Origin of the sequence: Rhizobium herbae, assembly GCF_019511375.1 — a bacterium.
Classification (GTDB): Bacteria; Pseudomonadota; Alphaproteobacteria; order Rhizobiales; family Rhizobiaceae; genus Pararhizobium; species Pararhizobium herbae_A.
The window spans coordinates 554,203-576,652 of record NZ_JAEUAO010000002.1 but is presented as its reverse complement, the minus strand read 5'-3'; the positions used below and the strand labels follow the sequence as shown (position 1 = coordinate 576,652).

At 59.4% G+C, this 22,450-nt stretch carries 27 protein-coding genes and 2 tRNA genes; 17 read left to right on the top strand and 12 right to left on the bottom strand.

Annotated features, from left to right (window positions below; all coding sequences use genetic code 11):
- The 4 genes from rhaI (at nucleotide 1) to JNB71_RS09965 (ending at nucleotide 2,601) form a co-directional block, all read left to right on the top strand.
- Nucleotides 1–1,293 carry an L-rhamnose catabolism isomerase gene (gene rhaI / locus JNB71_RS09980; protein WP_220371653.1) on the top strand — a complete coding sequence of 431 codons (1,293 nt, stop codon included), beginning with the start codon at nucleotides 1–3 and terminating at the stop codon, nucleotides 1,291–1,293.
- 211 nt (nucleotides 1,294–1,504) lie between these two features.
- Nucleotides 1,505–1,759: a GlsB/YeaQ/YmgE family stress response membrane protein gene (locus JNB71_RS09975; protein ID WP_112855444.1), complete on the top strand. Its 255-nt coding sequence runs from the start codon at nucleotides 1,505–1,507 to the stop codon at nucleotides 1,757–1,759.
- Between the two features lie 73 nt (nucleotides 1,760–1,832).
- Complete coding sequence (locus JNB71_RS09970; protein WP_018324135.1) at nucleotides 1,833–2,021, top strand: hypothetical protein; 189 nt, start codon at nucleotides 1,833–1,835, stop codon at nucleotides 2,019–2,021.
- A 118-nt stretch (nucleotides 2,022–2,139) separates the two neighbouring features.
- Nucleotides 2,140–2,601 carry a YbaK/EbsC family protein gene (locus tag JNB71_RS09965; protein WP_220371652.1) on the top strand — a complete coding sequence of 154 codons (462 nt, stop codon included), beginning with the start codon at nucleotides 2,140–2,142 and terminating at the stop codon, nucleotides 2,599–2,601.
- 601 nt (nucleotides 2,602–3,202) lie between these two features.
- Here the strand turns inward: JNB71_RS09965 and JNB71_RS09960 are convergent.
- Complete coding sequence (locus JNB71_RS09960) at nucleotides 3,203–3,394, bottom strand: DUF2735 domain-containing protein (RefSeq protein ID WP_220371651.1); 192 nt, start codon at nucleotides 3,392–3,394, stop codon at nucleotides 3,203–3,205.
- Nucleotides 3,395–3,884: 490 nt separating this feature from the next.
- Here JNB71_RS09960 and JNB71_RS09955 point away from each other — a divergent pair, with 490 nt between their 5' ends.
- The 5 genes from JNB71_RS09955 (at nucleotide 3,885) to JNB71_RS24610 (ending at nucleotide 7,725) form a co-directional block, all read left to right on the top strand.
- Nucleotides 3,885–4,925, top strand: a complete 1,041-nt coding sequence (locus JNB71_RS09955) for a glutamine synthetase beta-grasp domain-containing protein (protein WP_220371650.1) — start codon at nucleotides 3,885–3,887, stop codon at nucleotides 4,923–4,925.
- A gap of 210 nt (nucleotides 4,926–5,135) precedes the next feature.
- Complete coding sequence (locus JNB71_RS09950; protein ID WP_220371649.1) at nucleotides 5,136–6,353, top strand: adenylate/guanylate cyclase domain-containing protein; 1,218 nt, start codon at nucleotides 5,136–5,138, stop codon at nucleotides 6,351–6,353.
- A 172-nt stretch (nucleotides 6,354–6,525) separates the two neighbouring features.
- Nucleotides 6,526–6,927, top strand: a complete 402-nt coding sequence (locus JNB71_RS09945) for a hypothetical protein (RefSeq protein WP_220371648.1) — start codon at nucleotides 6,526–6,528, stop codon at nucleotides 6,925–6,927.
- Between the two features lie 227 nt (nucleotides 6,928–7,154).
- Nucleotides 7,155–7,298, top strand: a complete 144-nt coding sequence (locus JNB71_RS09940; protein WP_018324126.1) for a hypothetical protein — start codon at nucleotides 7,155–7,157, stop codon at nucleotides 7,296–7,298.
- 292 nt (nucleotides 7,299–7,590) lie between these two features.
- Nucleotides 7,591–7,725, top strand: a complete 135-nt coding sequence (locus JNB71_RS24610) for a hypothetical protein (RefSeq protein ID WP_262927097.1) — start codon at nucleotides 7,591–7,593, stop codon at nucleotides 7,723–7,725.
- 94 nt (nucleotides 7,726–7,819) lie between these two features.
- Here the strand turns inward: JNB71_RS24610 and JNB71_RS09935 are convergent.
- The 10 genes from JNB71_RS09935 to JNB71_RS09890 all read right to left on the bottom strand — a co-directional run bounded on the left by JNB71_RS09935 (nucleotide 7,820) and on the right by JNB71_RS09890 (nucleotide 13,963).
- Nucleotides 7,820–7,895 (bottom strand) — tRNA-Phe (locus JNB71_RS09935).
- Nucleotides 7,896–8,086: 191 nt separating this feature from the next.
- Nucleotides 8,087–8,293: a DNA gyrase inhibitor YacG gene (yacG, locus tag JNB71_RS09930; protein ID WP_112855360.1), complete on the bottom strand. Its 207-nt coding sequence runs from the start codon at nucleotides 8,291–8,293 to the stop codon at nucleotides 8,087–8,089.
- Between the two features lie 4 nt (nucleotides 8,294–8,297).
- A complete protein-coding gene (locus tag JNB71_RS09925) occupies nucleotides 8,298–8,918 on the bottom strand; it encodes a Maf-like protein (RefSeq protein WP_112851556.1) in 621 nt (206 codons plus the stop codon).
- A 52-nt stretch (nucleotides 8,919–8,970) separates the two neighbouring features.
- A complete protein-coding gene (infA, locus tag JNB71_RS09920) occupies nucleotides 8,971–9,189 on the bottom strand; it encodes a translation initiation factor IF-1 (protein ID WP_037119817.1) in 219 nt (72 codons plus the stop codon).
- 124 nt (nucleotides 9,190–9,313) lie between these two features.
- On the bottom strand, nucleotides 9,314–9,730 hold the full coding sequence (locus JNB71_RS09915) for a low molecular weight phosphatase family protein (protein ID WP_220372235.1): 417 nt from the start codon (nucleotides 9,728–9,730) through the stop codon (nucleotides 9,314–9,316).
- A gap of 68 nt (nucleotides 9,731–9,798) precedes the next feature.
- A complete protein-coding gene (locus JNB71_RS09910; RefSeq protein WP_018324120.1) occupies nucleotides 9,799–10,269 on the bottom strand; it encodes a UPF0262 family protein in 471 nt (156 codons plus the stop codon).
- The gene (hisD, locus tag JNB71_RS09905; RefSeq protein WP_220371647.1) at nucleotides 10,266–11,570 is read right to left on the bottom strand and encodes a histidinol dehydrogenase; all 1,305 of its coding nucleotides are present in this window, start codon (nucleotides 11,568–11,570) and stop codon (nucleotides 10,266–10,268) included. Before hisD ends, JNB71_RS09910 begins: the two co-directional genes overlap by 4 nt.
- Nucleotides 11,571–11,633: 63 nt before the next feature.
- The gene (locus JNB71_RS09900) at nucleotides 11,634–12,074 is read right to left on the bottom strand and encodes a DUF2948 family protein (RefSeq protein ID WP_220371646.1); all 441 of its coding nucleotides are present in this window, start codon (nucleotides 12,072–12,074) and stop codon (nucleotides 11,634–11,636) included.
- 105 nt (nucleotides 12,075–12,179) lie between these two features.
- On the bottom strand, nucleotides 12,180–13,472 hold the full coding sequence (gene murA / locus JNB71_RS09895) for a UDP-N-acetylglucosamine 1-carboxyvinyltransferase (protein ID WP_220371645.1): 1,293 nt from the start codon (nucleotides 13,470–13,472) through the stop codon (nucleotides 12,180–12,182).
- Between the two features lie 257 nt (nucleotides 13,473–13,729).
- The gene (locus tag JNB71_RS09890; protein ID WP_220372277.1) at nucleotides 13,730–13,963 is read right to left on the bottom strand and encodes a hypothetical protein; all 234 of its coding nucleotides are present in this window, start codon (nucleotides 13,961–13,963) and stop codon (nucleotides 13,730–13,732) included.
- 156 nt (nucleotides 13,964–14,119) lie between these two features.
- Between JNB71_RS09890 and JNB71_RS09885 the strand changes: the two genes are divergently transcribed.
- A tRNA-Thr gene (locus JNB71_RS09885) sits at nucleotides 14,120–14,194 on the top strand.
- On the opposite strand, the gene JNB71_RS09880 is transcribed toward JNB71_RS09885, so the two are convergent.
- On the bottom strand, nucleotides 14,183–14,449 hold the full coding sequence (locus JNB71_RS09880; RefSeq protein WP_220371644.1) for a hypothetical protein: 267 nt from the start codon (nucleotides 14,447–14,449) through the stop codon (nucleotides 14,183–14,185). The two genes, JNB71_RS09885 and JNB71_RS09880, sit on opposite strands and share 12 nt — an antisense overlap.
- Before the next feature lie 161 nt (nucleotides 14,450–14,610).
- Between JNB71_RS09880 and JNB71_RS09875 the strand changes: the two genes are divergently transcribed.
- The 7 genes from JNB71_RS09875 (at nucleotide 14,611) to JNB71_RS09845 (ending at nucleotide 21,757) form a co-directional block, all read left to right on the top strand.
- Complete coding sequence (locus JNB71_RS09875; protein WP_220371643.1) at nucleotides 14,611–16,278, top strand: putative bifunctional diguanylate cyclase/phosphodiesterase; 1,668 nt, start codon at nucleotides 14,611–14,613, stop codon at nucleotides 16,276–16,278.
- Between the two features lie 158 nt (nucleotides 16,279–16,436).
- A complete protein-coding gene (locus JNB71_RS09870; protein ID WP_220371642.1) occupies nucleotides 16,437–16,952 on the top strand; it encodes a ubiquinone biosynthesis methyltransferase UbiE in 516 nt (171 codons plus the stop codon).
- Nucleotides 16,949–18,127: a class I SAM-dependent methyltransferase gene (locus JNB71_RS09865; protein ID WP_220371641.1), complete on the top strand. Its 1,179-nt coding sequence runs from the start codon at nucleotides 16,949–16,951 to the stop codon at nucleotides 18,125–18,127. The genes JNB71_RS09870 and JNB71_RS09865 overlap by 4 nt, the downstream gene beginning before the upstream one ends.
- Nucleotides 18,124–20,484 (top strand): SpoIIE family protein phosphatase, encoded by a 2,361-nt coding sequence (locus tag JNB71_RS09860; RefSeq protein WP_220371640.1) that lies wholly within the window; start codon nucleotides 18,124–18,126, stop codon nucleotides 20,482–20,484. Before JNB71_RS09865 ends, JNB71_RS09860 begins: the two co-directional genes overlap by 4 nt.
- 3 nt (nucleotides 20,485–20,487) lie before the next feature.
- On the top strand, nucleotides 20,488–21,048 hold the full coding sequence (locus tag JNB71_RS09855) for a slr1658 superfamily regulator (RefSeq protein WP_220371639.1): 561 nt from the start codon (nucleotides 20,488–20,490) through the stop codon (nucleotides 21,046–21,048).
- 12 nt (nucleotides 21,049–21,060) lie between these two features.
- Nucleotides 21,061–21,408, top strand: a complete 348-nt coding sequence (locus JNB71_RS09850; RefSeq protein WP_220371638.1) for a slr1659 superfamily regulator — start codon at nucleotides 21,061–21,063, stop codon at nucleotides 21,406–21,408.
- 88 nt (nucleotides 21,409–21,496) lie between these two features.
- Nucleotides 21,497–21,757: a hypothetical protein gene (locus JNB71_RS09845; protein ID WP_220371637.1), complete on the top strand. Its 261-nt coding sequence runs from the start codon at nucleotides 21,497–21,499 to the stop codon at nucleotides 21,755–21,757.
- Nucleotides 21,758–22,450: the final 693 nt, after the last annotated feature.

Below are 22,450 nucleotides of genomic sequence, written 5' to 3'. Positions count from 1 at the left end.
ATGACACTGATGATCAAAAACGACGTCATCGATGCCGACAACGCGGTCCGCCTTGCCGATCTCAAAGCCGACTACGATTATCTCGCAGCGCAACTGTCGCGCCGCGGAATCGACATCGGCGCGATCAAAGAGAAAGTATCCGCTTACGGAGTTGCCATTCCTTCCTGGGGTGTCGGCACCGGCGGGACACGCTTTGCCCGCTTTCCCGGCACCGGCGAGCCACGCAACATTTTCGACAAGATCGAAGATTGCTCGGTCATCCAGCAACTGACGCGGGCGACGCCGACCGTTTCCCTGCACATTCCGTGGGACAAGGTCGACGACCTCAGCGAACTGAAGGAAAAGGGCAGCGCGCTGGGCCTCGGTTTCGACGCGATGAACTCCAACACCTTCTCCGACGCACCGGACCAGGCCCATTCCTATAAGTTCGGCTCGCTGTCGCATGCCGATGCCGCCACCCGCCGGCAGGCCGTCGATCACAATCTCGAATGCATCGAGATCGGCAAGGTGCTCGGCTCCAGGGCGCTGACCGTCTGGGTCGGCGACGGCTCGAACTTCCCCGGCCAGAGCAATTTCACCCGCAGTTTCGAGCGTTACCTCGAGTCGATGAAAGCGATCTACCGGGGCCTGCCGGATGACTGGCGCCTCTTCACCGAACACAAGATGTTCGAGCCGGCCTTCTACTCGACCGTCGTGCAGGACTGGGGCACCAATTACCTGATCGCCCAGGAACTCGGCCCCAAGGCCTATTGCCTTGTCGATCTCGGCCACCATGCGCCGAACGTCAACATCGAGATGATCGTCGCGCGGCTCATCCAGTTCAAGAAACTCGGCGGTTTCCACTTCAACGATTCGAAGTATGGCGACGACGATCTCGATACGGGTTCGATCGATCCCTACCGCCTGTTCCTCGTCTTCAACGAACTGGTGGACGCGGAAACGCGCAACGCCGAAGGGTTTGCGCCGGCCCACATGCTGGACCAGAGCCACAATGTTACCGACCCGATCGAAAGTCTGATGAACTCGGCGATGGAAGTCAGCCGCGCCTACGCCCAGGCGCTGCTCGTCGACCGCAAGGCGCTGGAGGGCTACCAGGAAAGCAATGACGCACTGATGGCGACGGAAACCCTGAAGTCAGCCTTCCGCACCCATGTCGAACCCATCCTCGCCATGGCCCGGTTCGAGGCCGGCGGCGCGATAGCACCGGTTGCGGCCTATCGGGCAAGCGGCTACCGCGCCAAGGTCGCGAGCGAGCGCCCGGCTTCGAAGAGCGGTGGCGGCGGGATCGTCTGAGTCGCGACTGATTCGCGCAACGGCCCGCGGGCGCCGGGCCGTTTTATTCAACCAGCGCGCGGATTTTGGCCCCTCCCGATCGAAAATCCCGTTTCCACGCCGTCTTTCAAGCTATTGAAAGCAAAAAACTTCGAAGATTCGCTTTCCCCTCTGACGTCGTTGTTTTTTCGCTCTATCTTGCATCTGCGGATACAACGGAAAGGAACCATCCATGGGTATCGAAAGCATCGTCGTTTTTCTGATCGTCGGCGCCATTGCCGGCTGGCTTGCAGGTTTGATCGTCTCGGGTTTCGGCTTCGGCCTGATCGGCAACATCGTTGTCGGCATCGTCGGCGCCTTCATTGCCGGGGCGCTCTTCCCCTATCTCGGCATCAGCATCGGCAGCGGCATCCTTGCCGCCATCATTCATTCGACGATCGGCGCCATCATCCTTCTGATGTTGATCCGCATCGTCAAGAGCGCTTGACGAACCGAAAATGGGGTACCGGTTTTCCGGAAGGAAAGCCGGTGCACCCCGCCAATTGCAGTTGGGAGTTACCATGTCCGACCTCTATGATCCCCGGATCGAACAAGCACTTCAATCCTTCATTTCCGATCATCCGGGAATGGATACCCGCAACCAGGCCATCGCCGCCATCCTGGTCAACTGGTTCACCAGCCACGGTTACCTGCCGCACGATCAGGAAGGTATTCGTCCGGAGAATCTTGACGCATCGAACGACGACTGAAAGTATCGCCGGACAGTTCACGTGACGGTTGAGCGCCCGGAGCATTTGCCGTCACTCCTCCACATATCCGGATCGGCCGCGTGTGCGGCGTGGATCCGAGCAAACTTGCTGCAGCACCATGAGCCTTGCCTCCGTCAAGTCGTTCTTCGCCGAAAAAGCCCCCGACATCGACGTCATCGAGCTCCCGCAGAGCACGGCGACGGTCGCCCTGGCGGCCGAGGGGCATGGCGTCGAGCCCGCGCAGATCGCCAAGACACTGGCGCTTCGGGTCGCCGACGAGGTTATCCTGATCGTGACGCGCGGCGATGCCCGCCTCGACAACAAGAAATACAAGGCCCTCTTCGCTACAAAGGCCCGCATGCTCGGCTTTGACGAGGTCGAGGAAGAAACCGGTCATCCGGTCGGTGGCGTCTGCCCCTTTGGCCTGGTGAAACCTCACAAGGTCTATTGTGACATCTCGCTGAAGGCGTTCGATGAAGTCGTGCCGGCTGCCGGTGCACCCCACGCGGCCGTGAAGATCAATCCCCACCGTATGGCAGCCCTCTCCTCGGCGGAGTGGATAGACGTATCGGATCTTTAACGCGTCGCTCCTGCGGGTTTTGCGGGTTTCCCTTTCTGGCTCGACAGGATCGGCGACCTTGTTCCCCATGATGAATGGGAGGCGTACTGTCTCTATCCCTCAGCCGAGCGGTCGCGGGCTTAAAGGACGATGAACAGAACCATGAAGGCGGCGAGCGACAGCGCGGCCATGATGTTCAAAAGCGTCTTCATGATGTGATCAGCCATGCCGAACATCCTTTCCCTCGGCAGGACCAACGCGGCCCTTTTGGTTCCGCCCTGCGGCGATCTTCGCCCGCCCGGCATGCCTGCCGAAACGCTGACCTCCTCTCGAATAACGGACCGGCCGCGGTTTTGATCCGGTCGAAAGGCGATTCTGCCTTAATTTGCGCCTAACCTGTTAAAATAGCGTCACATTCGCTCGAGCGGTTGCATTTGTTAACCATATGCTGCGCGACTGACCGCGGAAAGCTCTCCGAGAGTCGAAGGATCAGGCTTTCAGGTGTGTTGAGGGGGGCGTTCTCAATCAGCCAATCGTATCACGCGGATTATCATCAACGCGCAAACGCGGTGCTCTGCTGAAGCGGCATGGTCGAGAAAGGCTGAACGGGCTTCCGTCCTGATCAGGACTTCGGCGCCTGCTCTTCGCGAAGCGCTTCTTCGTGGTACCAGTTGCTGTAATCGACCACCGGAAGCTGCTTGGCGCGAAAATCAGTGACCGTGCCCGCCTGATCGAAGCGGCGTCCCCCCAATTTCCGGCCACCAGCGGGGAATTCGAAGATCGTGGCGGTCTCGCCTGCAGAAATCATTGCCATGAATCGACTTTCTTTGTTTCGGAGCCTGTCCGGGGGTCGAATTTCATGACCATAGCAGAGTTGCGCGGGTTTTGCGCGGATTGATTAAAAAAAATACACAAAGCCTAAAAAATAGGCCATTTTTTAGGCATGGACGGTCTTGCGAGATTTTCGTCACAAATTTTAAGCGTTTGCACGCCAGTCAAATTGCCGCAGATCCTGCGTAAATTTTGCGCAAAGCCGGCGGTTTTCGTTGAGCCGAAGCCACAAAATCAGGAAAAATCGCCTTCCATCGGCGGAAAAAGCCCAATTTTGCCAGTGATTTCACGTTTCCGGGCGATCCCGGGCCTCCCTTAACCCAATCGGCGCCGGAGTTTCCCGTTTCAGCCTCCAGATCAGGCATTGCCCGCAAACTGGCACGCGCCGTGCATGTGTGTCGCCAGCCGTTGGCGGCGCAGCGCGGTACAGGCTTCCCTGGTGCTGTGCATCATCAACCCATGAGAGGTTCGAAATGACGAAATACAAGCTCGAGTACATCTGGCTCGATGGTTATACACCGGTACCGAATCTTCGCGGTAAGACGCAGATCAAGGAATTCGAAACGTTCCCCACGCTCGAACAGCTTCCGCTGTGGGGCTTCGACGGTTCGTCGACCCAGCAGGCCGAAGGCCGCAGCTCGGATTGCGTATTGAAGCCGGTAGCGATCTACCCGGATCCGGCCCGCACCAACGGTGCGCTCGTCATGTGCGAAGTCATGATGCCGGATGGCGTCACGCCGCACCCGTCCAACAGCCGCGCAACGATCCTCGACGACGAAGACGCCTGGTTCGGCTTCGAGCAGGAATACTTCTTCTACGAAAACGGCCGGCCGCTCGGCTTCCCGGAAAGTGGCTATCCGGCTCCTCAGGGCCCGTACTACACCGGCGTCGGTTACTCCAACGTTGGCAGTGTCGCGCGCGAGATCGTCGAAGAGCATCTCGACCTCTGCCTGGCAGCCGGCATCAACCACGAAGGCATCAATGCCGAAGTGGCCAAGGGCCAGTGGGAATTCCAGATCTTCGGCAAGGGCTCCAAGAAGGCCGCCGACCAGATCTGGATGGCACGCTACCTGCTTCTTCGCCTCTGCGAAAAATACGGCATCGACATCGAATTCCATTGCAAGCCGCTCGGCGACACCGACTGGAACGGTTCGGGCATGCATGCCAACTTCTCGACCAAGCATATGCGCGAAGTCGGCGGCAAGGAGTACTTCGAAGCCCTTATGGCGCAGTTCGAAAAGAACCTGCAGGCGCATATCGACGTCTACGGCCCGGACAACCACCTGCGTCTGACCGGCAAGCACGAGACGGCTCCGTGGAACAAGTTCAGCTACGGCGTTGCTGACCGCGGTGCCTCGATCCGCGTGCCGCACTCCTTCATCAACAACGGCTACAAGGGTTACCTGGAAGACCGCCGCCCGAATTCGCAGGGCTGCCCCTACCAGATCGCCTCCCAGATCCTGAAGACGATCTCGGAAGTTCCGATCGAAGGTAACGTTTCGGCTGCTGCCTAAGCGATTTCTCGTGGCGCCGATTCACCAATCGGCGCCACGATTCTGTTGATCGATGGGCTCGCCTCGTCCGGCCAATCCTCTCTGAGCCGTTTGACGATCGGCAACGCGGCGCAGCTTCAGACACTTAAGGCACATCCCACACTGGTATTCCGATCTCGGCGTGATTAAGTTTGCAATCCTGAGCGCCAACGATCATGACGGGGTGTCGTTATGCAAATTCCATCCAGTGCGACTTCCGGACTGCGTCCTGGCAGCGCAGACTTGCTGGCGGGCGACAGCAGCGGCATCATCGATTGGCTGATGACCGAGACGCGCGATGAGCGCTTCATCGACAATATCTTCGTGGAGATGTGCGACAAGCTCATCGAGGCCGGAGTGCCGGTATCGCGCGGCACGCTGCATTTCCGCATACTTCACCCGCAATGGCTCGGCGCCCGGATCCTGTGGCTGAAAGGCATGAAGGAAGCCGATATCCGCACCTTCGGCTATGGCGTCGAGGACACCGCCCAATATCGCAACAGCCCGATCAACGAGCTCAACAGCGGTGCGACCGTCGTGCGCCAGCGCCTCGAGCCAGCATTCGGCGACGCTCTACCCTACCCGCTATACGACGAACTCCGCGCCGAGGGGCATACCGACTATGTTGCCTGGCACCTGAAGCACACGCTGGGCAAACAGCACATCATCACCTTCGCCAGCGACAGGCCCGGTGGCTTCAGCGATGCCGAGATTGGATTCCTGGCCGATCTGCTGCCCGCTTTCGCGCTTGTCAGCGAAATCCGCCTGAAAAACCGCCTGGCGCGCACGCTTCTGGAAACCTATGTCGGCCCGCATGCCAGCGAACAGATCCTTGCTGGGGCAACCACCCGCGGCAGCGGCGTCACTGTGAGCGCGGCAATCCTCATCTGTGATCTGCGCGACTTTACCGCCATCTCCGACATGTGGCCGCGCGACGACGTCATAGAACTCCTGAACGGCTATTTCGATGCCATGTCGGAGCCGATCCAACGGCACGGCGGCGAAATCCTGAAATTCATGGGCGACGGCCTGCTCGCGATCTTCCCGCTCAGCAGTGCCAGTGCATGCCATGACCTGCTCAAGGCCATCCGTGAAGGCCAGGCCGCGATGATGGCGCTGAACGAGGAGAACCTGAAGAAGGGCCATGCACCCCTCGGCTACGGTATCGGCGTCCATGTGGGCGATGTCATGTACGGCAATATCGGTTCGCGCAGCCGCCTCGACTTCACCGTTATTGGCCCGGCCGTCAACATCGCTTCGCGCCTGGAAGCCCTGACCAAGGAGCTCAAGCGCCCCGTCCTTCTCTCACGCGCCTTCGTCGAGGCGGCTGGATGCCAGGCGGAGCTTGAGAATCTGGGCTTGCATGCGTTGCGTGGACTTGGCGAGCCGATCGACGTGTTTGCATTTTAAGCGCACGCCCCTCTTCAACCTCGACATCCAATTGGGAGATCAACGCGAAGGCAAGCCGGACGCGCGCAGACCAGCCGAAGCGCGAGGAGTTCCATCGGCGCGCCTGTTTGGCTCTTCGCGGCAAATCCCATTCGATGCTAATATTAGCGTGGTAGCAATGGGGGAATCCAGAATGCCACGCGTCGCTCAGCTTTATTTCAGAACAGCCATCACCTTCCTGATCATCGGGATTTCGATGGGCCTACACATGGCCATCGCAGGCGATCATAGTGCGATCGGTGCCCATGCTCATGCGAACCTGCTCGGATGGGTCACCATGGCGATCTTCGGCGGATATCATGCCCTCAATCCCGCCAAGGCAGAACGCCGGCTGGCCATGATCCAATATGCCGTCTACACGGCGGGTGTCGCTTTGCTGGTGCCGGCGCTCTACTTCATGCTCACCGGAAACCCCTCGCTGGAGCCCCTTGTCGCGGTTGCGTCGCTCATCGTCTTTGCCGGTGTTTTGCTGTTCGCAGTCATCATTTTCAGCAGCGAGACGACCGTTGCGCGTCCGACGCCCGTCGGCGGCTAGCCGGCATAAGCTGCCTGCTGCTTCACTGGTGGCATCGTCACGCGCCATTTTCTCAAGCGGCTATGCTGGAAAGCGGGTGGTCTCGAATCCGAAAGCTCAACGAAACTCTCGCCCGTTTCTCTGTCAGCGTGCCAGTCGAAAGGCGGTCATGAGCACCCGTGTCGATAGGTCGCGGCGAGCTGGAACCACACCGAACGAAAACCGTTGCCCCTATGGAGGAGCGCGTCATGGTCCGCAACGGCAAACATGCAGTTATCGCCATCATTGCATTTTCCGCCTTGGCGGTCGTCCTCGTCTACCTTGCCAGCTTGCGTGTCACTGAGCCGGACGGCACGATCGATCCGAAAGAGAGTGTGGTTGACCCCTCGTAACACTGCTCTCTTGCGGCCCCACACGGCAGCACAGGAACTTTCCGCAAGCTCTATCCGTTATCGGTTCGAAGGGAGGTGCGACATGGACTACGCTACCTGGATGTTCGCCCTGCTCGTCGGCGCTACCATCATCGGTTCTGCGCTCGCTTACGGAATGTTCAGCAACCGGCGATGCAATTCCGAACTGAAACTAACCCAGCAAGATAGAATGGATGAAAGATCCTGGCGAAAGGAACTGCTCCGTGACTAGGCCGCACTCTTGCAAGTTTCTATCGTGCGCCGGTGACCGGTAATGACCGCGCGCGAGGTCCTGCTGGTCTTGACCGCAGCGTTCTTCGCCCTGGCGCTGCTGTTGATCTACAACGCCTACTACAATCCCGTTTCGACGAGCGGGGTCGTCCCGCCGGCGACGGTAGAACCGCAATGAAAATACACAAGCGGATCGGGACCAACGGTGCCAGTTTTGAGTCCAAGCTCTCTGGTACGCCAGGGTCAATCACAATCAACGGGAAAATTTTAAATGGTGCCCGGAGGCGGATTTGAACCACCGACACGCGGATTTTCAATCCGCTGCTCTACCAACTGAGCTATCCGGGCATCCCTGCTTTTTCAGCAGTGGTTCCGCTTGAAGAACCGTGGGGCGGTTGGCTGCGCCCCGGAAGCGAGCGGGGTTATAACATCTTGTTCGGCGGTGTCCAGCACCAAATGACGTTTTTTCGACAGGAAAATGTCATTTGGTGCAAACACCTGAAAAATAACGTCTATCCGTAAAAATTCACGGAACTGCCCTACTCCTCGTCTGCGGCTTTTGATTCATCGTCGGCGACCGGAATCGCATAGGATCCTGTGAGCCAGCGGTTGAGATCGACATTGCGGCAGCGGTCGGAGCAGAACGGGTAGTGTTCCCGGTGCGATGGGCGCCGGCATTCCGGACATGGCACCGTCTTGCGCAGCGGCGCAACATTCGATGCGCTCTTGTTTCCTTCCGAACTCATGGCGTCAGCCCTTCATCCAGCTTTCATGCACGTCATAACCTTCGCCCATCAGCAGGCTCACGGTCTCATACAGCGGCAATCCGACAACATTGGTATACGAGCCCACCAGCTTGACGACGAAGCTGCCGGCGATGCCCTGGATGCCATAGGCGCCAGCCTTGCCGCGCCACTGGCCCGACGCGAGGTAGCTGTCGATATCGTGGCTGGAGAGCCGCTTGAACCGCACCTTGGTGTCGATGACCTTCTGGCGCACGGTCTTGTCGGGCGTGATCAGACAGACACCAGTATAGACGCGATGGCTGCGGCCTGACAGGAGGTGCAGCGCGCTCGAGGCCTCGCTCACCAGTTCCGGCTTGCCGAGGATGCGACGGCCGACGGAAACGACGGTATCGGCAGCAAGGATGTAGCTTCCCTCCCAGCCGGGCTCGCCCTTGATGGCTGCAAGCGCTGCGCGCGCCTTTTCGGACGACAGCCGCCAGGCCAGCGAACGCGGATGTTCGGTGCGTTTCGGCGTCTCGTCGAGATCCATCGGCATCAGGCGCGCCGGCTCGATGCCAGCCTGGGCGAGCAGCTCGACACGCCGCGGCGAACCGGAGGCCAGAATCAGCTTGTGTGTCAATGCCATCGCAACAGGGCCATCGATCTCGAGTTTTTGCGGCAAACAAACCGCGCCGCGCTTACTTGAAGCGATAGGTGATACGGCCCTTGCTCAGGTCGTACGGGGTCATTTCGACCAGCACCTTGTCGCCCGCGAGAACACGGATACGGTTTTTGCGCATGCGACCGGCCGTATGGGCGATGATCTCATGTTCATTTTCAAGCTTGACACGGAACGTCGCATTGGGAAGCAATTCGGTGACCACGCCCGGGAATTCAAGGACTTCTTCTTTCGCCATGTAGGGTATTTCTTTCTGTCTTTCCTGCGGACGCGACCGGCGTCCTTCAAAATTTGGCGGAAACTACACAATCGCCGCGGTTTTGTGAACAGCAACGACCCGTCTTTTCCGGTTTTACCAAGGCCTATGCCATCTTGTCCGGCATTTGTCCAAGCAAACGATGCGTGAGCAGCGTGGCGAGGTGATTTCGGACGTCACGATAGGCCGCAACGATCTGTTCGCGGGTTCCGGTCGCAACCGTCGGGTCGGGCGTCGGCCAATAGACTACATCGATGGCCATCGACCGCGTCAACTCCAGCGCCGCATGGTGCGCCTCGGGCGCAAGCGTGACGATCAGGTCGAAATAATCATCCTCGAGTTCATCCAGCGTATGCGGCTGATGCCGCCCCACCGTCAACCCGATTTCCGCCAGCACCACATCGACGAAGGGGTCGCGCTCGCCCGACCTGACGCCGGCCGAGGCGATATAGGTTCCCGCCGGCAGCATCGCCTTCGCCAGCACTTCGGCCATCGGCGAGCGAATGGCGTTCATGCCGCACATGAACAGCACGGACCGTGGCGCTTTCCCGGTCTGCTGCGTCAAAGTGGAGGTGGCAGCGACCGACACGACTACCCCCGCCAGTACAGCACGCAGACAAGGGTGAACAGGCGCCGTGCCGTGTCGAAATCCAGCTTGATCTTGCCCGACAGCCTGTCCATCAGCGTTTGCGAGCCTTCATTGTGAATGCCGCGCCGACCCATGTCGATCGCCTCGATCTGGCTCGGCGTCGAGGAGCGGATCGCCTCGTAATAGCTTTCGCAGATCATGAAATAGTCCTTCACGATCCGGCGGAAGGGCGTCAACGACAGGATATGGGTCGCCACGCTGCCCCCTTCCTCGGTGGTGATCGCAAAGACGAGCTTCGAATCGATCAGCGACAGGTTGAGCCGGTAGGGACCGCCGGCGTGGCCTGCCGGCTCGAAAAAGTTCTCCTCGATCAGGTCGAAGATCGCAACCGCCCGCTCGTGCTCCACGTCTGGCGTTGAGCGGCCGATGGTATGGTCGAGCACGACATCGCAGAGGCGGTGGCTGCCTGTCATCCTTCCTCCCCAAGATTGAGGCGAATGGCAACCGATCGCGCGTGGGCTTCCAGGCCCTCGGCACGGGCAAGCGCGATTGCTGCCGGCCCAAGGTCACGCAACTGGTCGGAGCCGAGGCGCAGGATGGATGTGCGCTTCATATAGTCGAGCACGCCGAGGCCGGACGAGAACCGGGCCGAACGGGCCGTCGGCAGCACATGGTTGGAGCCGCCGACATAGTCGCCGATCACTTCCGGCGTATGGCGGCCGACGAAGATGGCGCCGGCATTGCGGATCTTCGGGATCATCGCGTCGGCATCGGCCAGGGCGAGCTCCAGATGTTCGGCCGCGATGCGATTGGCGAGCGGCACCGCCACCTCGAGATCGGGCACGAGGATGACCGCACCGAAATCGCGCCAGCTGGCGCTTGCGGTTTCTGCGCGCGGCAGTGTACGCAACTGGCGCTCGACCGCCGCCTCGACCGCCGCGGCAAAGGGCGCGTCGTCGGTGATCAGGATCGACTGGGCGCCGACATCGTGCTCGGCCTGGGCCAGAAGATCGGCAGCGATCCAGTCCGGATCGTTGTTACGGTCGGCAATGACGAGCACTTCCGATGGGCCGGCTATCATGTCGATACCGACGGTACCGAACACCTGGCGTTTTGCGGCTGCGACATAGGCATTGCCCGGTCCCATGATCTTGGCGACCGGGGCAATCGTCGCGGTGCCATAAGCCAAAGCGGCGATCGCCTGGGCGCCGCCGATGCGGTAGATTTCCTCGACGCCCGCCATGCGCGCAGCCGCGAGCACCGCCGGATTGATGGCTCCGCCATTGGCAGGCACAACCATGACGATGCGCTCGACACCCGCAACCTTCGCCGGCAGCGCATTCATCAGCACCGAGCTCGGATAGCTCGCCGTGCCGCCCGGTACATAGAGGCCGACGGCATCGATCGCCGTCCAGCGTGATCCAAGGCCGACGCCCATCGAATCCTCGTAGATATCGTCCTTCGGCCGCTGCCGCGCATGATGCGCCTCGATCCGGACCGCGGCGACCTTCAGCGCGCCGAGGACCTCGGCGGGAACCATCGCGATCGCCGCGTCGATCTCTTGCGGGGTCACGGCCATGCCGGTCACCGTAAAATCGAGGCCGTCGAATTTCCGCGTGTAATCGGCCAGCGCCGCATCTCCACGCGTTCGCACGTCATCGATGATCGCCCGCACGGCCGCATTCACATCTTCCGAAACTTCCCGCTTGGTCGTCAGAAAGGCCGCGAACTGTTCTTCGAAGCTGGGCGTGAGATAGTCGAGGCGGATGGCCAATGGAAATGTCCTTATGCGTGGTCGACAGAAGCGCGCGGCCCTGGACGGCCAGCGGGCAGGAGATCAGGCACCGGCAGGATGACGCGGCTTGAAACCGGTTTCCCATGCGCCACCCGTATCTGCAAGCTGTACCTCGATACATTCCACATCGAGCATGATCGAGGCATCGCCGGAAAGGACGAGTTCGACGGTTCCATCCGGCCCCTCGCCGTTCTGCTCGAACTGGATCGCGAGCAGCGACAGCACCTGCTCGCCATCCCTGCGATCAAACCCGATCGAGCGGACCGCGTTGACGCGCTTGAAAAGAAGCACGCTGCGGCGGCGTTCGAAGGATTTGCCGCGCCCTTCCGCCGTTTCCCAGACAAAACGGTTGATCACCAGCGACAGCTGGCGTGAGCGAGGCGCATAGGCGAGACCCGATACCTTGAAGACCGCGTCCTGCACATGGGCGGAAACGATCGCGAGGTCCTCCTGATCCAATCCCATCAGCTTCAATGCGTCCATGCCCGTCCATCCCTCATCTGCCGCCAAAAGGCGGCGTCCGTCATGACCTAGGACATAAGATGCCGCTATCGAATCCGCAACAGCAAGAACCGCGCAGGCAATGGATCAGTCGCTCACGCGCTCCACCTTGGCGCCGCAGCGATTGAGCTTTTCCTCCAGCCGCTCGAAACCGCGGTCGAGATGATAGACGCGCGACACCATGGTCTCGCCTTCCGCCACCAGGCCGGCGATGACCAGGGATACCGAGGCGCGCAGATCGGTCGCCATCACGGGCGCACCCTTCAGGCGCGCGACGCCCTCGATCTTGGCTGTCTGGCCCGACAGCGAGATTTTCGCGCCGAGCCGGGCCAGTTCCTGCACGTGCATGAAACGGTTCTCGAAGATGGTTTCAGTGATGTGCGAAATACCGCTCGATTTGGTCATCAGGCCCATGAACTGGGCCTGCAGATCGGTCGGGAAGCCCGGGAAGGGATCGGTCACGATGTCCACAGGCTTGATGCCGCCGCCATTGCGCACGACGCGAAGGCCCGTCTCCGTTTCGGAGATTTCGGCCCCGGCCCGGCGGATGGCTTCAAGGGCAGTATCGAGCAGCGCGGCGTTCGTGCCCTCAAGCACGACATCGCCGCCGGTCATGGCAACGGCCATGGCATAGGTGCCGGTCTCGATGCGGTCCGGCAGGACCCGGTGGCGCGCGCCCGACAGCGACATGACGCCTTCGATGGTGATGGTCGACGTCCCTGCGCCGGTGATTTTCGCGCCCATCGCATTCAGGCAGCGGGCAAGGTCGGCGACTTCCGGCTCACGCGCGGCGTTGCCGATGGTGGTTGTACCGTTGGCAAGTGTCGCTGCCATCATCATCACGTGGGTGGCGCCCACAGAGACCTTCGGGAACACATAGCGCGCGCCGATCAGGCCGCCCTTCGGCGCCGTCGCATTGATATAGCCGCCATCGATCTCGATCGTGGCGCCGAGCGCCGCCAGCGCCTCGATGAACAGATCGACCGGCCGCGTGCCGATGGCACAGCCGCCCGGCAGCGAGACGCGCGCCTTGCCTTCGCGCGCCAGAAGCGGGCCGATCACCCAGAAGCTCGCCCGCATCCTCGAAACCAGTTCGTAAGGTGCTGTGGTATCGACGATGTTGCGGGAGGTGAAATGGATCGTGCGCGAATAGCCTTCGCTCTGGCGCTCGCGGCGGCCATTGACGGAGATGTCGGCGCCGTGATTGCCGAGAATGCGGATCAGTTGCTCGACATCGGCAAGGTGCGGGACATTTTCCAGCGTCAGCGTGTCGTCCGTCAAAAGCGAGGCGATCATCAGCGGCAAAGCGGCGTTCTTGGCGCCGGAAATCGGGATGATCCCGCGAAGTTCATTGCCGCCGGTAATTCTGATGCGATCCATGGGGTACCTTACGGGCGCCGCCCGCCTTTCCTGACATTCCGATCTTGAGAGATTGGCGCCTCCATAAAGGAAGTGCGGTGAAATGAGAAGCAAATTGAAACGATGGCGGCCAAGCACCCGAATGGACGAAAGCCGACATCTGCCATTAAGTGAAGTCGCCCCGGCGCCCTGGATAGGGCACGCCAAGGCTGAAACGATAAACCCTGCCATCGCATGCCGATCCGCGTCCGAATCCGATCGTTGATGGCAGCCGCCGATTAATCCCCAGATTCGTCCGATTTTGCGGCAGGCAACCCCGATGTTTCATCTGCATCGCCGGCACGCCGCGCCCGCCCCTGCTGCTTGCGCCGCAACAGGTTTTCCCGCAGCGTCCTGGCCGCTCGCTCCCGGCGCGCCTCCGCCTGCCGGCGCGCTTCCTGTCCGCGCACCCCCTTGCCGGAAAGCTCGGGCTTGCTGTCGCTGTCGTGTCCTTGATCGTCTTTATCCTGCATGACCGCTGAAATACCGCAAATCCGCTCGGTCGGGAAGCATTGCCGCCGTTTCCCCCGACCTGTCCAACGAAATATGAGATTTGCGGCTTGCGCTTCGCAACAAGCTATGGCAATAGGCCCTCGCTCGCGCCGGACAACACCGATCCGCCGCACGATGCTGCTATAGCTCAGGGGTAGAGCACTCCCTTGGTAAGGGAGAGGCCGAGAGTTCAAATCTCTCTAGCAGCACCAGTTTTCCTGAAGATTACAGTTTTCGCTGGACCAATGAGCCCGGTATTTGCGCATCTCTGCGCGCCCCGCTGCGCCGACGAGGAACACCAAGGCCAGGGTGAAGGCCGTCCAGTCGGGCAGCCAACCATATCCTGCGTTGACCAATGCATCAAAATTGCCTGTCTTGGTAGTAAATGATAAAAGAAATGCGCGGCAGTAACGAACGCCACTCGCCATCGCCCCTTGACCGACTCGCTGATGACAGCGAGATTTCATGATCTCTCCGTGGTCGAGCGGCAGTGACGGCAACGCTTTCGGCGGTAGTTGTGAATTGGCTGACAAGGTGAAATAACATCGAAGTTATCTGAATGCGATGCAATCTCAGGTAGATTGAGCAAGTATTGGTTGGACCGTAGGCAACAGCAGGAGAGGCGAGGATGCGGGACGCTGACAGGACGTTGTCTGCTTCATCTGCGGTGGAAAGTTATTCCTTCACCCAAAAAGACGAACTCATCTCGCTTTACGACGAGAGCTTTCATCTGATCGATTGCTCGCCCAGGCACAGCAAGACATATATTATCGACTCCCTGGTCGATGCCACATTGTGGCACGTCTATCCCGGTCTGCTGGCTCCCAAACCCAAATCGGCTGTGGAATTCGTGCTTGCCAGCGGCGTGCCGCGCAGCGTCGAAATCGCCGATGCAACAACCATGGATCGTCTCGCGCTGCTCATCTTTCGCACGCCCCGCGGCATTGGCGTCGTTGAAGTGGAAGGTGGGGCAACCTATCGCAAGGCATCCAGCGACAGCGACCGCGCGCTTCTCCTTCACCAGGCCACCCATGATGTTCTGACAGGACTGCCAAACCGGCGCCAATTCAGCGATCAGCTGCGAGGTACCCTGCCCGTGCCAAACGGGGTGAAGCTGGCCCTCATGCAAATCGATCTTGATGATTTCAAACCGATCAACGACACGCTGGGCCACGGTGCCGGCGACACTGTTCTCAAAATGGCGGCAGAGCGGATAAGGAACGTCCTGGGAGAGCGGGAAGTTGCCTACAGACTGGCGGGTGACGAATTTGCGGTCGTCCAGTGGAAAGTCGACCAGCCTGCAGAGGCCGAGCGCTTGGCTGATGCGGTCGTCAAAGCCTTCAAGGAGCCGTTCACAGTCGAGGGCATCAACGTCTTCGTCGGAGCGAGTGTGGGTATTGCCATCGCCCCAGGGGATGGCAACGAGACAGAGCAGTTGATGAAGGCTGCCGACATCGCTCTCTACGCTGCGAAGAAAGATGGGCGCGGTGTCGCGAGGACGTTCAGCCGCGCGATGCTGATCGTCCTGGAGCAGCGCGAAATGTTGCGCCGCAGCTTGCGGACTGCGCTGCAAGAGGGGCAATTCTTCGTCGAGTACCAGCCGCTCGTCAGGGTACCCTCTTCAGTTGTCGGCTTCGAGGCGCTGTTGCGATGGCGTCATCCGATCGTCGGCCTGATCCCGCCGAGCGTGTTCATTCCCATGGCCGAGTCCGACGGCCTGATGAGCGAAATAGGACAATGGGTGCTGGAGCAGGCCTGCCGAGCGGCGACGACGTGGCCGGCCCATTTTACCGTTGCCGTCAATCTCTCTTCGGCGGAGTTTTTGCGGGAAGGGTTGACCGATCGGGTCGCCCAGACACTCGACGCGGTCGGCCTGCGTGCCGATCGTCTCGAACTGGAAGTTACTGAATCGGTGTTGCTCGAGCGCACGACAGACAATCTGGATGCGCTCAATACGTTGAATGTACTGGGCGTCCAGATTTCGCTCGATGATTTCGGGACCTATTATTCCTCTTTGAGCTATTTGAAAAACTTCCCGTTCGACACGATCAAGATCGACAAATATTTCATCAAGGACCTCGAGACTGACGAGAAAAGCCAGACGATTGTCCGGTGTATCATCGCGCTGGCGCATGGTTTGGGAATGCGCGTTACCGCCGAGGGCGTGGAAACGCGAGGTCAAATTTCCTGGCTTCAGAAGGAGGGATGCGACCGGCTGCAAGGGTATTTCCTGGGTGTTCCGATGCCTGCGGCAGCGATCGACGAGTTCCTCCGCCAGTCGTCGTTAGCACTTTAATAGTGGGCTTGTAGCAGGCTGTCGCTTGTGCAACAGGTCCGAAACTGGAAAAACAGCAGGTGCGGCGTTCACATCTGGCCGCACCTCGAGCGGGTTAGAAATCGGCGTGAGGTAATGAGGCGCCGTAACAGAGTTCGACTCGTGGAGAAGGAAGCGGCATGCATGTAGCCGAAAAAGAGCCTGAAGCAGACTTCGAGCCCTTGCTTCAGCTTGAGATGGAAATGGGGACCTTTCTTTCGGATTGGCACCATTGCGATCAATTGTCGACCTTCGTGGCGCGGATGATCAGCCACAACCGGACAGATCCCGTTCGCCATTCGAACTTCTTCTCATCGGCGCTCAACGAACTCCTGGAGGTCTTGTTTCGCGGTGGCTCTCCCGACGGTCAGATCGGCTGTGCGGTCTATCGGCAGGGTCCGACGGAACGGGTGAAACTGACGTTTCCATGTCCTCCGCGCCAGCGGCATTTTCTCAATGAAGCTGTGGCGAAAGCGCGCCGGGGGGACGCGCTTGCGCGCTATCTCGATTCCATTTCGGCCGACCTGGCACCAACTCGGGATGCCGTTTTGTTGGACCTCGCGATCAACTTCGACGCTCTGATTCACCTGGAAGACAGCGCTCCCTCGTCGATAACGCTCGTCGTGGATTTGCCGCTTGAAGGGATTGTGACTTGAGTTCGGTAAATCCTTCCGCTCCCTTCAGCGCAGAGTTTGACCCCAACAGCCAGGAGTTTTCTCTTGCCGGCGTGGTTCGGCCGCGTTCGGCCGACGAGATCGCGACAAGCCTGTCGACGCTGAAGGAGGCAATCGAAGAGGTGCGCGGCGTCCTCTACATCAATGTGAAGCGCCTCATTCAGATGAACAACACGGCTTTTCACGCCTTTGTGCGGGTGGTTCTGGATGCCTGCCGGGCGCGGTCGGATCTTCGCTTCGTGATCATCACCTCGAGCGTCGTCGGCTGGACCACACGGATGTTTGCACATCTGAACAAGCTCGAGCCGCAAATAACGGTCGAGGTCTACGATTCCAAATTCTACCCCGGCCAGAACTTCGTGGAAAACACGAGCTTTATTCCGATACTGCGCACGCAGACCAAGATGACGTGGCGCCACGAGCGCGCAATCCTTCCGCGGCACGGCATGCGCCCCGGAATCGTGATGGCGGACATCTGCTGCGGTATCGGTGATTTCGCGGTGCTCGTCCAAAAGGAGTTCCAGCCGGCGCGAATTGTGGCGCTCGATCATTCGAAGGCAAGCCTTGCCTATGCGCGCGACGTGGCAGCCGGTTTCGGTATCACGGATATCGAGTATACCTATGGCGACGCGTCCGAGATGTTACTCGAGGACAATCAATTCGACTTGGTGACCTGCCGCCATTCGCTGCAGATATTCAACCGGCCAGACGTGCTGCTCGGGGAGCTTTACAGGATTTGCAAGCCGGGAGGGCGGGTGTACATAACCAACGAGAAAAACTCGCATTGCCTCGGCGAACCTCGATCGCAGAGCATTCAATGGACGTACAACGAGGTCGCGAAACTGTTCAGCCATTTCGAAATGGATGTGGAACTGGGCCCCAAAAGCCGCCGGTACCTCGTCGATGCCGGCTTCGAAGACATTATCGTCGAGACCTTCATGGTCACCAATCTGGATGGCGACCCGCGGGACTTCGCCGACGTCATCATGGCCTGGGAAGATGTCTATGCCGGCGAAATGGCCGTGAAGCGTGGAGATAGTGCCGAATTCATCCAGCGCTTCCGCCAAGGTTTCCAGGACCATATCTTCGCCGCCCTCCATCCCAAAGGCTATGCCGGCTGGCCGATCTGGGTGGCGTCGGGACGCAAGCCTCTATGAACGCACCGCTGCACCATACCCCCCGTCTTGGCCTACGCTCATTTCGCGCCAAGTTCGTCCTTGTCGTTGGCGGCGCTGTGCTGTTCGATCTGCTCGTCAGTGGCGGCCTTGCACTCTGGAACGTCCAGCGGCTCTCCCGCGATGCCACGGCGGAGGTGGGCCAGGGGCTGGAACGGGCCAACCAGGACTACATCCGCTCTTATGCTGAAACGACAGCCGCCCGCGTCAATCTGCTGCTGGCTCAGGTCCATTCCGACGTCGGCACTTTGGCCGGCGTGCTGCAGGCGCAGATCGACCATCCGGCGAGGGAGGCCCAGATCGGGGAAGCGATGGTCCGAGGCGCCCCCGAAGCGGTTAACGTCGTCTATGATGAGAAGGGTCGATGGGCGCAGAATCGACCTGGACCCCTCTCCGTCGTCAGTGTGTGGGGATATCTTCTCGATTCAAATCACAAGCCGCTTCCTAAAGTCGAGGCGGAGATCGAAAACAGCGCAGTTCTGGATCTCGTCGCGCCGAGCCTGCTGGCAAACGGCCAATCGAAGCTGCAGATGTATTACATCGGCCCGAGAGAACGGCCCATCTTCAGGACAGCGCCCTATACGGATCAGGCCCAGACATTCGACAGGCTTTATCCGGGGCACAACGAGGCGGACTTCTGGACCTTCTTCTTCCCGGGGCTTTACGAGTCGTGGCAGCAGTGGGCTCAGGATCCAGGCCTGCGCCCGGTAAACAACGACATTACCCAGACGGCACCGTATACGGACGCGATCACCGGCAAGCTCATCGTCAGTTTCTTCCGGCCTCTGTGGACTGGCGATCGCAAGGCGGTAGCGGGTGCGGCCGGTGCGGATATTACGCTCGATCAACTGGCGGAAATCGTCGAGAACGTCAAAGTGGCCGATAACGGTTTCGGCTTCCTGACGATGTCGGACGGCAATGTCGTCGCCATCAATCCGGTCGGAGAGAAGGTGATGGGTCTTCGGTCGTCAAGCGCTGCAAACAGCGAAGGCGTGACCGGTCTCGACCGCTCCCTGCGTCGGAGCGCACAGCCGCAGATCGCGCAATTGCCGTTGGATCAGGACGGCTCGTTACAACATATCATGCTCGATGAAAACGGCGAGAAGGTACCCTACCTGGTTGTCCTGAAGCAGCTGCAGCCAACAAACCTGTGGGGATCCGGTCCTGTTGTGCGCGAAACCATGTCGCTTGGCATCGTCGTGCCCGAACGCGAAATCTATGCCTCGCTGTTTGCTGCCCAGGCGAAAATCACAGAGGCCACGAACCGGATCCTGGTCTATCAGATCCTGGCGCTGCTCGTATCTCTGCTTTTCGTGATTAGCGCGGTGTTCGCGATATCCAAGCGAATAACCGGCGGCATCAGCGCTCTCGCCGGTGCGGCCAAGCGCATCCAGCTCAAGGATTATTCCGTCCGGGTTGATATACCGAGCCGCGACGAGGTCGGCGAGGCCGGCGCCGCTTTCAATCGCATGGCGGAGCAGATCAGTTTTCATACAGAGAATCTTGAACAGCTTGTGGAAGACCGAACGCGCGAGATCGAAGAGGCGAACCTGCAGATCTCAGCATTGAACACGCAGTTGCGCAGCGAGAATCTGCGCCTCGGCGCGGAACTGGCCGTGGCGCGCCACATCCAGATGATGGTCCTGCCAAAGGCTGGAGAGCTCCAGGAAATCACGGACGTGGAGATTGCAGCCTACATGCGGCCCGCCGACGAGGTCGGGGGTGACTACTACGACGTTCTCAAGGACGGTGAGCGACTGAAAATCGGCATCGGCGATGTCACCGGGCATGGCCTGGAGAGCGGCGTATTGATGTTGATGGTCCAGTCAGTGGCGCGGGCTCTCCAGGAAGCGGGCAACATGGACGCTTCGCAATTCCTCAATTCCGTCAACCGAGCCATTTACAAGAATATTGTCAGAACCAACACCAACAAGCATCTATCCCTGGCGTTCCTCGACTATGAGAAGGGACGCCTGACGCTTTCCGGCCAGCACGAGGAAGTCATCGTGGTTCGGAAGTTCGGCCTGGTGGAGCGGATCGACACCCTTGATCTCGGTTTGCCGATTGGCCTGGAAGCGGATATCTCGGCTTTCGTGGCCACTCGGGAAATTGCGTTCGGTCACGGTGATATGATCATTCTTCACACCGACGGCGTTACGGAAGCCGAGAACCGGGACGGCGAGCTTTTTGGCATCGAGCGGTTGTGCGAAAGTGCGCGGCAGCGATACGGGCGAAGCGCCGAAGACGTCAAATTGGGAATCATCGAGGACCTGATGGCACATATCGGCACGCATAAGATTCATGACGACATCACGCTCGTTGTCATGAGGCACAGGTGAGCGATGACGACCTTATTTGGAATGGCAGACCTTACGATCGAAACGGGCGAACATGTCACACGACTTCGCCTGTTCGAAGGACCACTGGACCTCAGCTTCAAACACTGCGCGATGACGGCGGATTTCGTCGCGGAGTTCGTCGCCTTGCGCTACCGCGCATCCCGTAGCGTCTACAGAGAGGTCCGCCACAACGTTGGCTATCTGATCAACGAGCTGATAGAAAATGCCGTAAAATTCCGCATGGGCGGTGAAGTTATCCTGGAGGCTTCGATCGAGGCCAACACCTTTCGCACAAAGGTCTCCAATTTCATCGACAAGACAGCGGCCCAGCGGTTCCAAGATCTGCTTTCAGAAATAACGACCGGCGATCCCGGAGACCTTCTTATAGAGCGGATCGAAGCGAATGCGACGCATGTGAGCACGACCACTTCAGGGCTTGGACTTCTGACGCTCATGAGCGATTATGGCGCTCACTTTGCGTGGGTTTTTGGTTCCAGGGAACAGGACAGCAAAATCCCGCTGGAAACCTATGCGTCTATCACGGTCCCCCACATCTCGAACTGATGGGCACACAACATGGAAATCAAGGACGAAGAATATCGCGTCTGGTCGGAAGACAAGACAATCTACTTCGATGGGACCATGCGCCTGCATGGCACGGAGGCTTATGCCCCTATTTTTGCCCTGGTCATGAGCGTTCTTGAGGGCGAACCGGATCATGTCATCATAGACCTGACGGGGCTGGAGTTTCTCAATTCCTCCGGGATCAATCTGCTTGCCAAGCTCACCATCGAAGCGCGCAACAGACCGAGTGTCCATCTCACGATCCGCGGAACGTCCGAGTTTCCGTGGCAGTCAAAGTCTCTGCCAAACCTCAAGAAGCTACATCCCGGGATTGAGCTTACGACGTTTTCGGCGCCTTAGGCCGCACGCCTCATTGCAGGATGATCCAAAGACGGGCGCTTCAGCGCGGCCAAGGCATTCTTGACATCAACCTCAATAAGAACATAACATGAACAAAGAGTCGCTCGGCCACGAGAGGTGTTGCCGGCTCGACGTGATGGCAGATTGTGAGGCAAAGAGGTCAGTGATGCGCCATATCGATGAAATTACCGAGCGGACACAGGCGGTACTCGCTCAATCGCGAGCCTTCAGGGAGCGCTCACGGGCGATGCGGGAAGAGCACAAGGCCATGATCGAGCGCGCTTCGATCAAATCCGGCCAGCTTCATTTCGTCTTTCCGTCGCCGCCCGCAGATAGCGCCAAGCATTGACGATGAGAGCGAAGGCGGACGCTTGCCGGTGCAAAGCACCCCTATCCGAGGGGGCACCTCGGCGATCGGAACGAAACGTGTGGCTGGCCTGCGCGCCAACTTGCCCCCACGGCATGCAGGTCGCGCGTGGCATGCAGGAGCTTCACGCACTATGAACTAACGATCTCATAGACAAACTGGTTGACTGGTTGATGCGTGCGGCACGTTTTTCTTCTGGCGGTCGTCCACCGGCGGCAGGTTGACCGGTTCCCTTTCGGACCCAGGGCATCCCGTTCACTGCGGAGTACAACTCCCATTATCTTGAATACCGCTACCCTTATGCTCGCTGACCGCGGGATCGCCCGAAGGTCCGATCCTGCCAGTATCATCGCAGAGGATAACCAGCGTATCAGACCGACGAAATCGCTGGGCAGCAGCGCCCTGCACAAGTCCTTCACCCGGGAAGCGACATCGCCCACGGAACCCAAATGCTTCCGCCGGACAGATCACCGAAAACCATCATCCACACCCCCAACCACCTTTTTTTCAGCGAAACTGTTCTCTGAATTCAGAGTGTTAAGGCAGTCGCACCAAGGCAGGAGCGCGTCGCTCCTGTGTCCTATGCCACGTCAAATGCTGCAGTCTTCACAACGGTTACGAACTGTTTTCATAAGTGTCTGGGAGCGCATGTATGTTCGCGCTACAGGGTTGAAA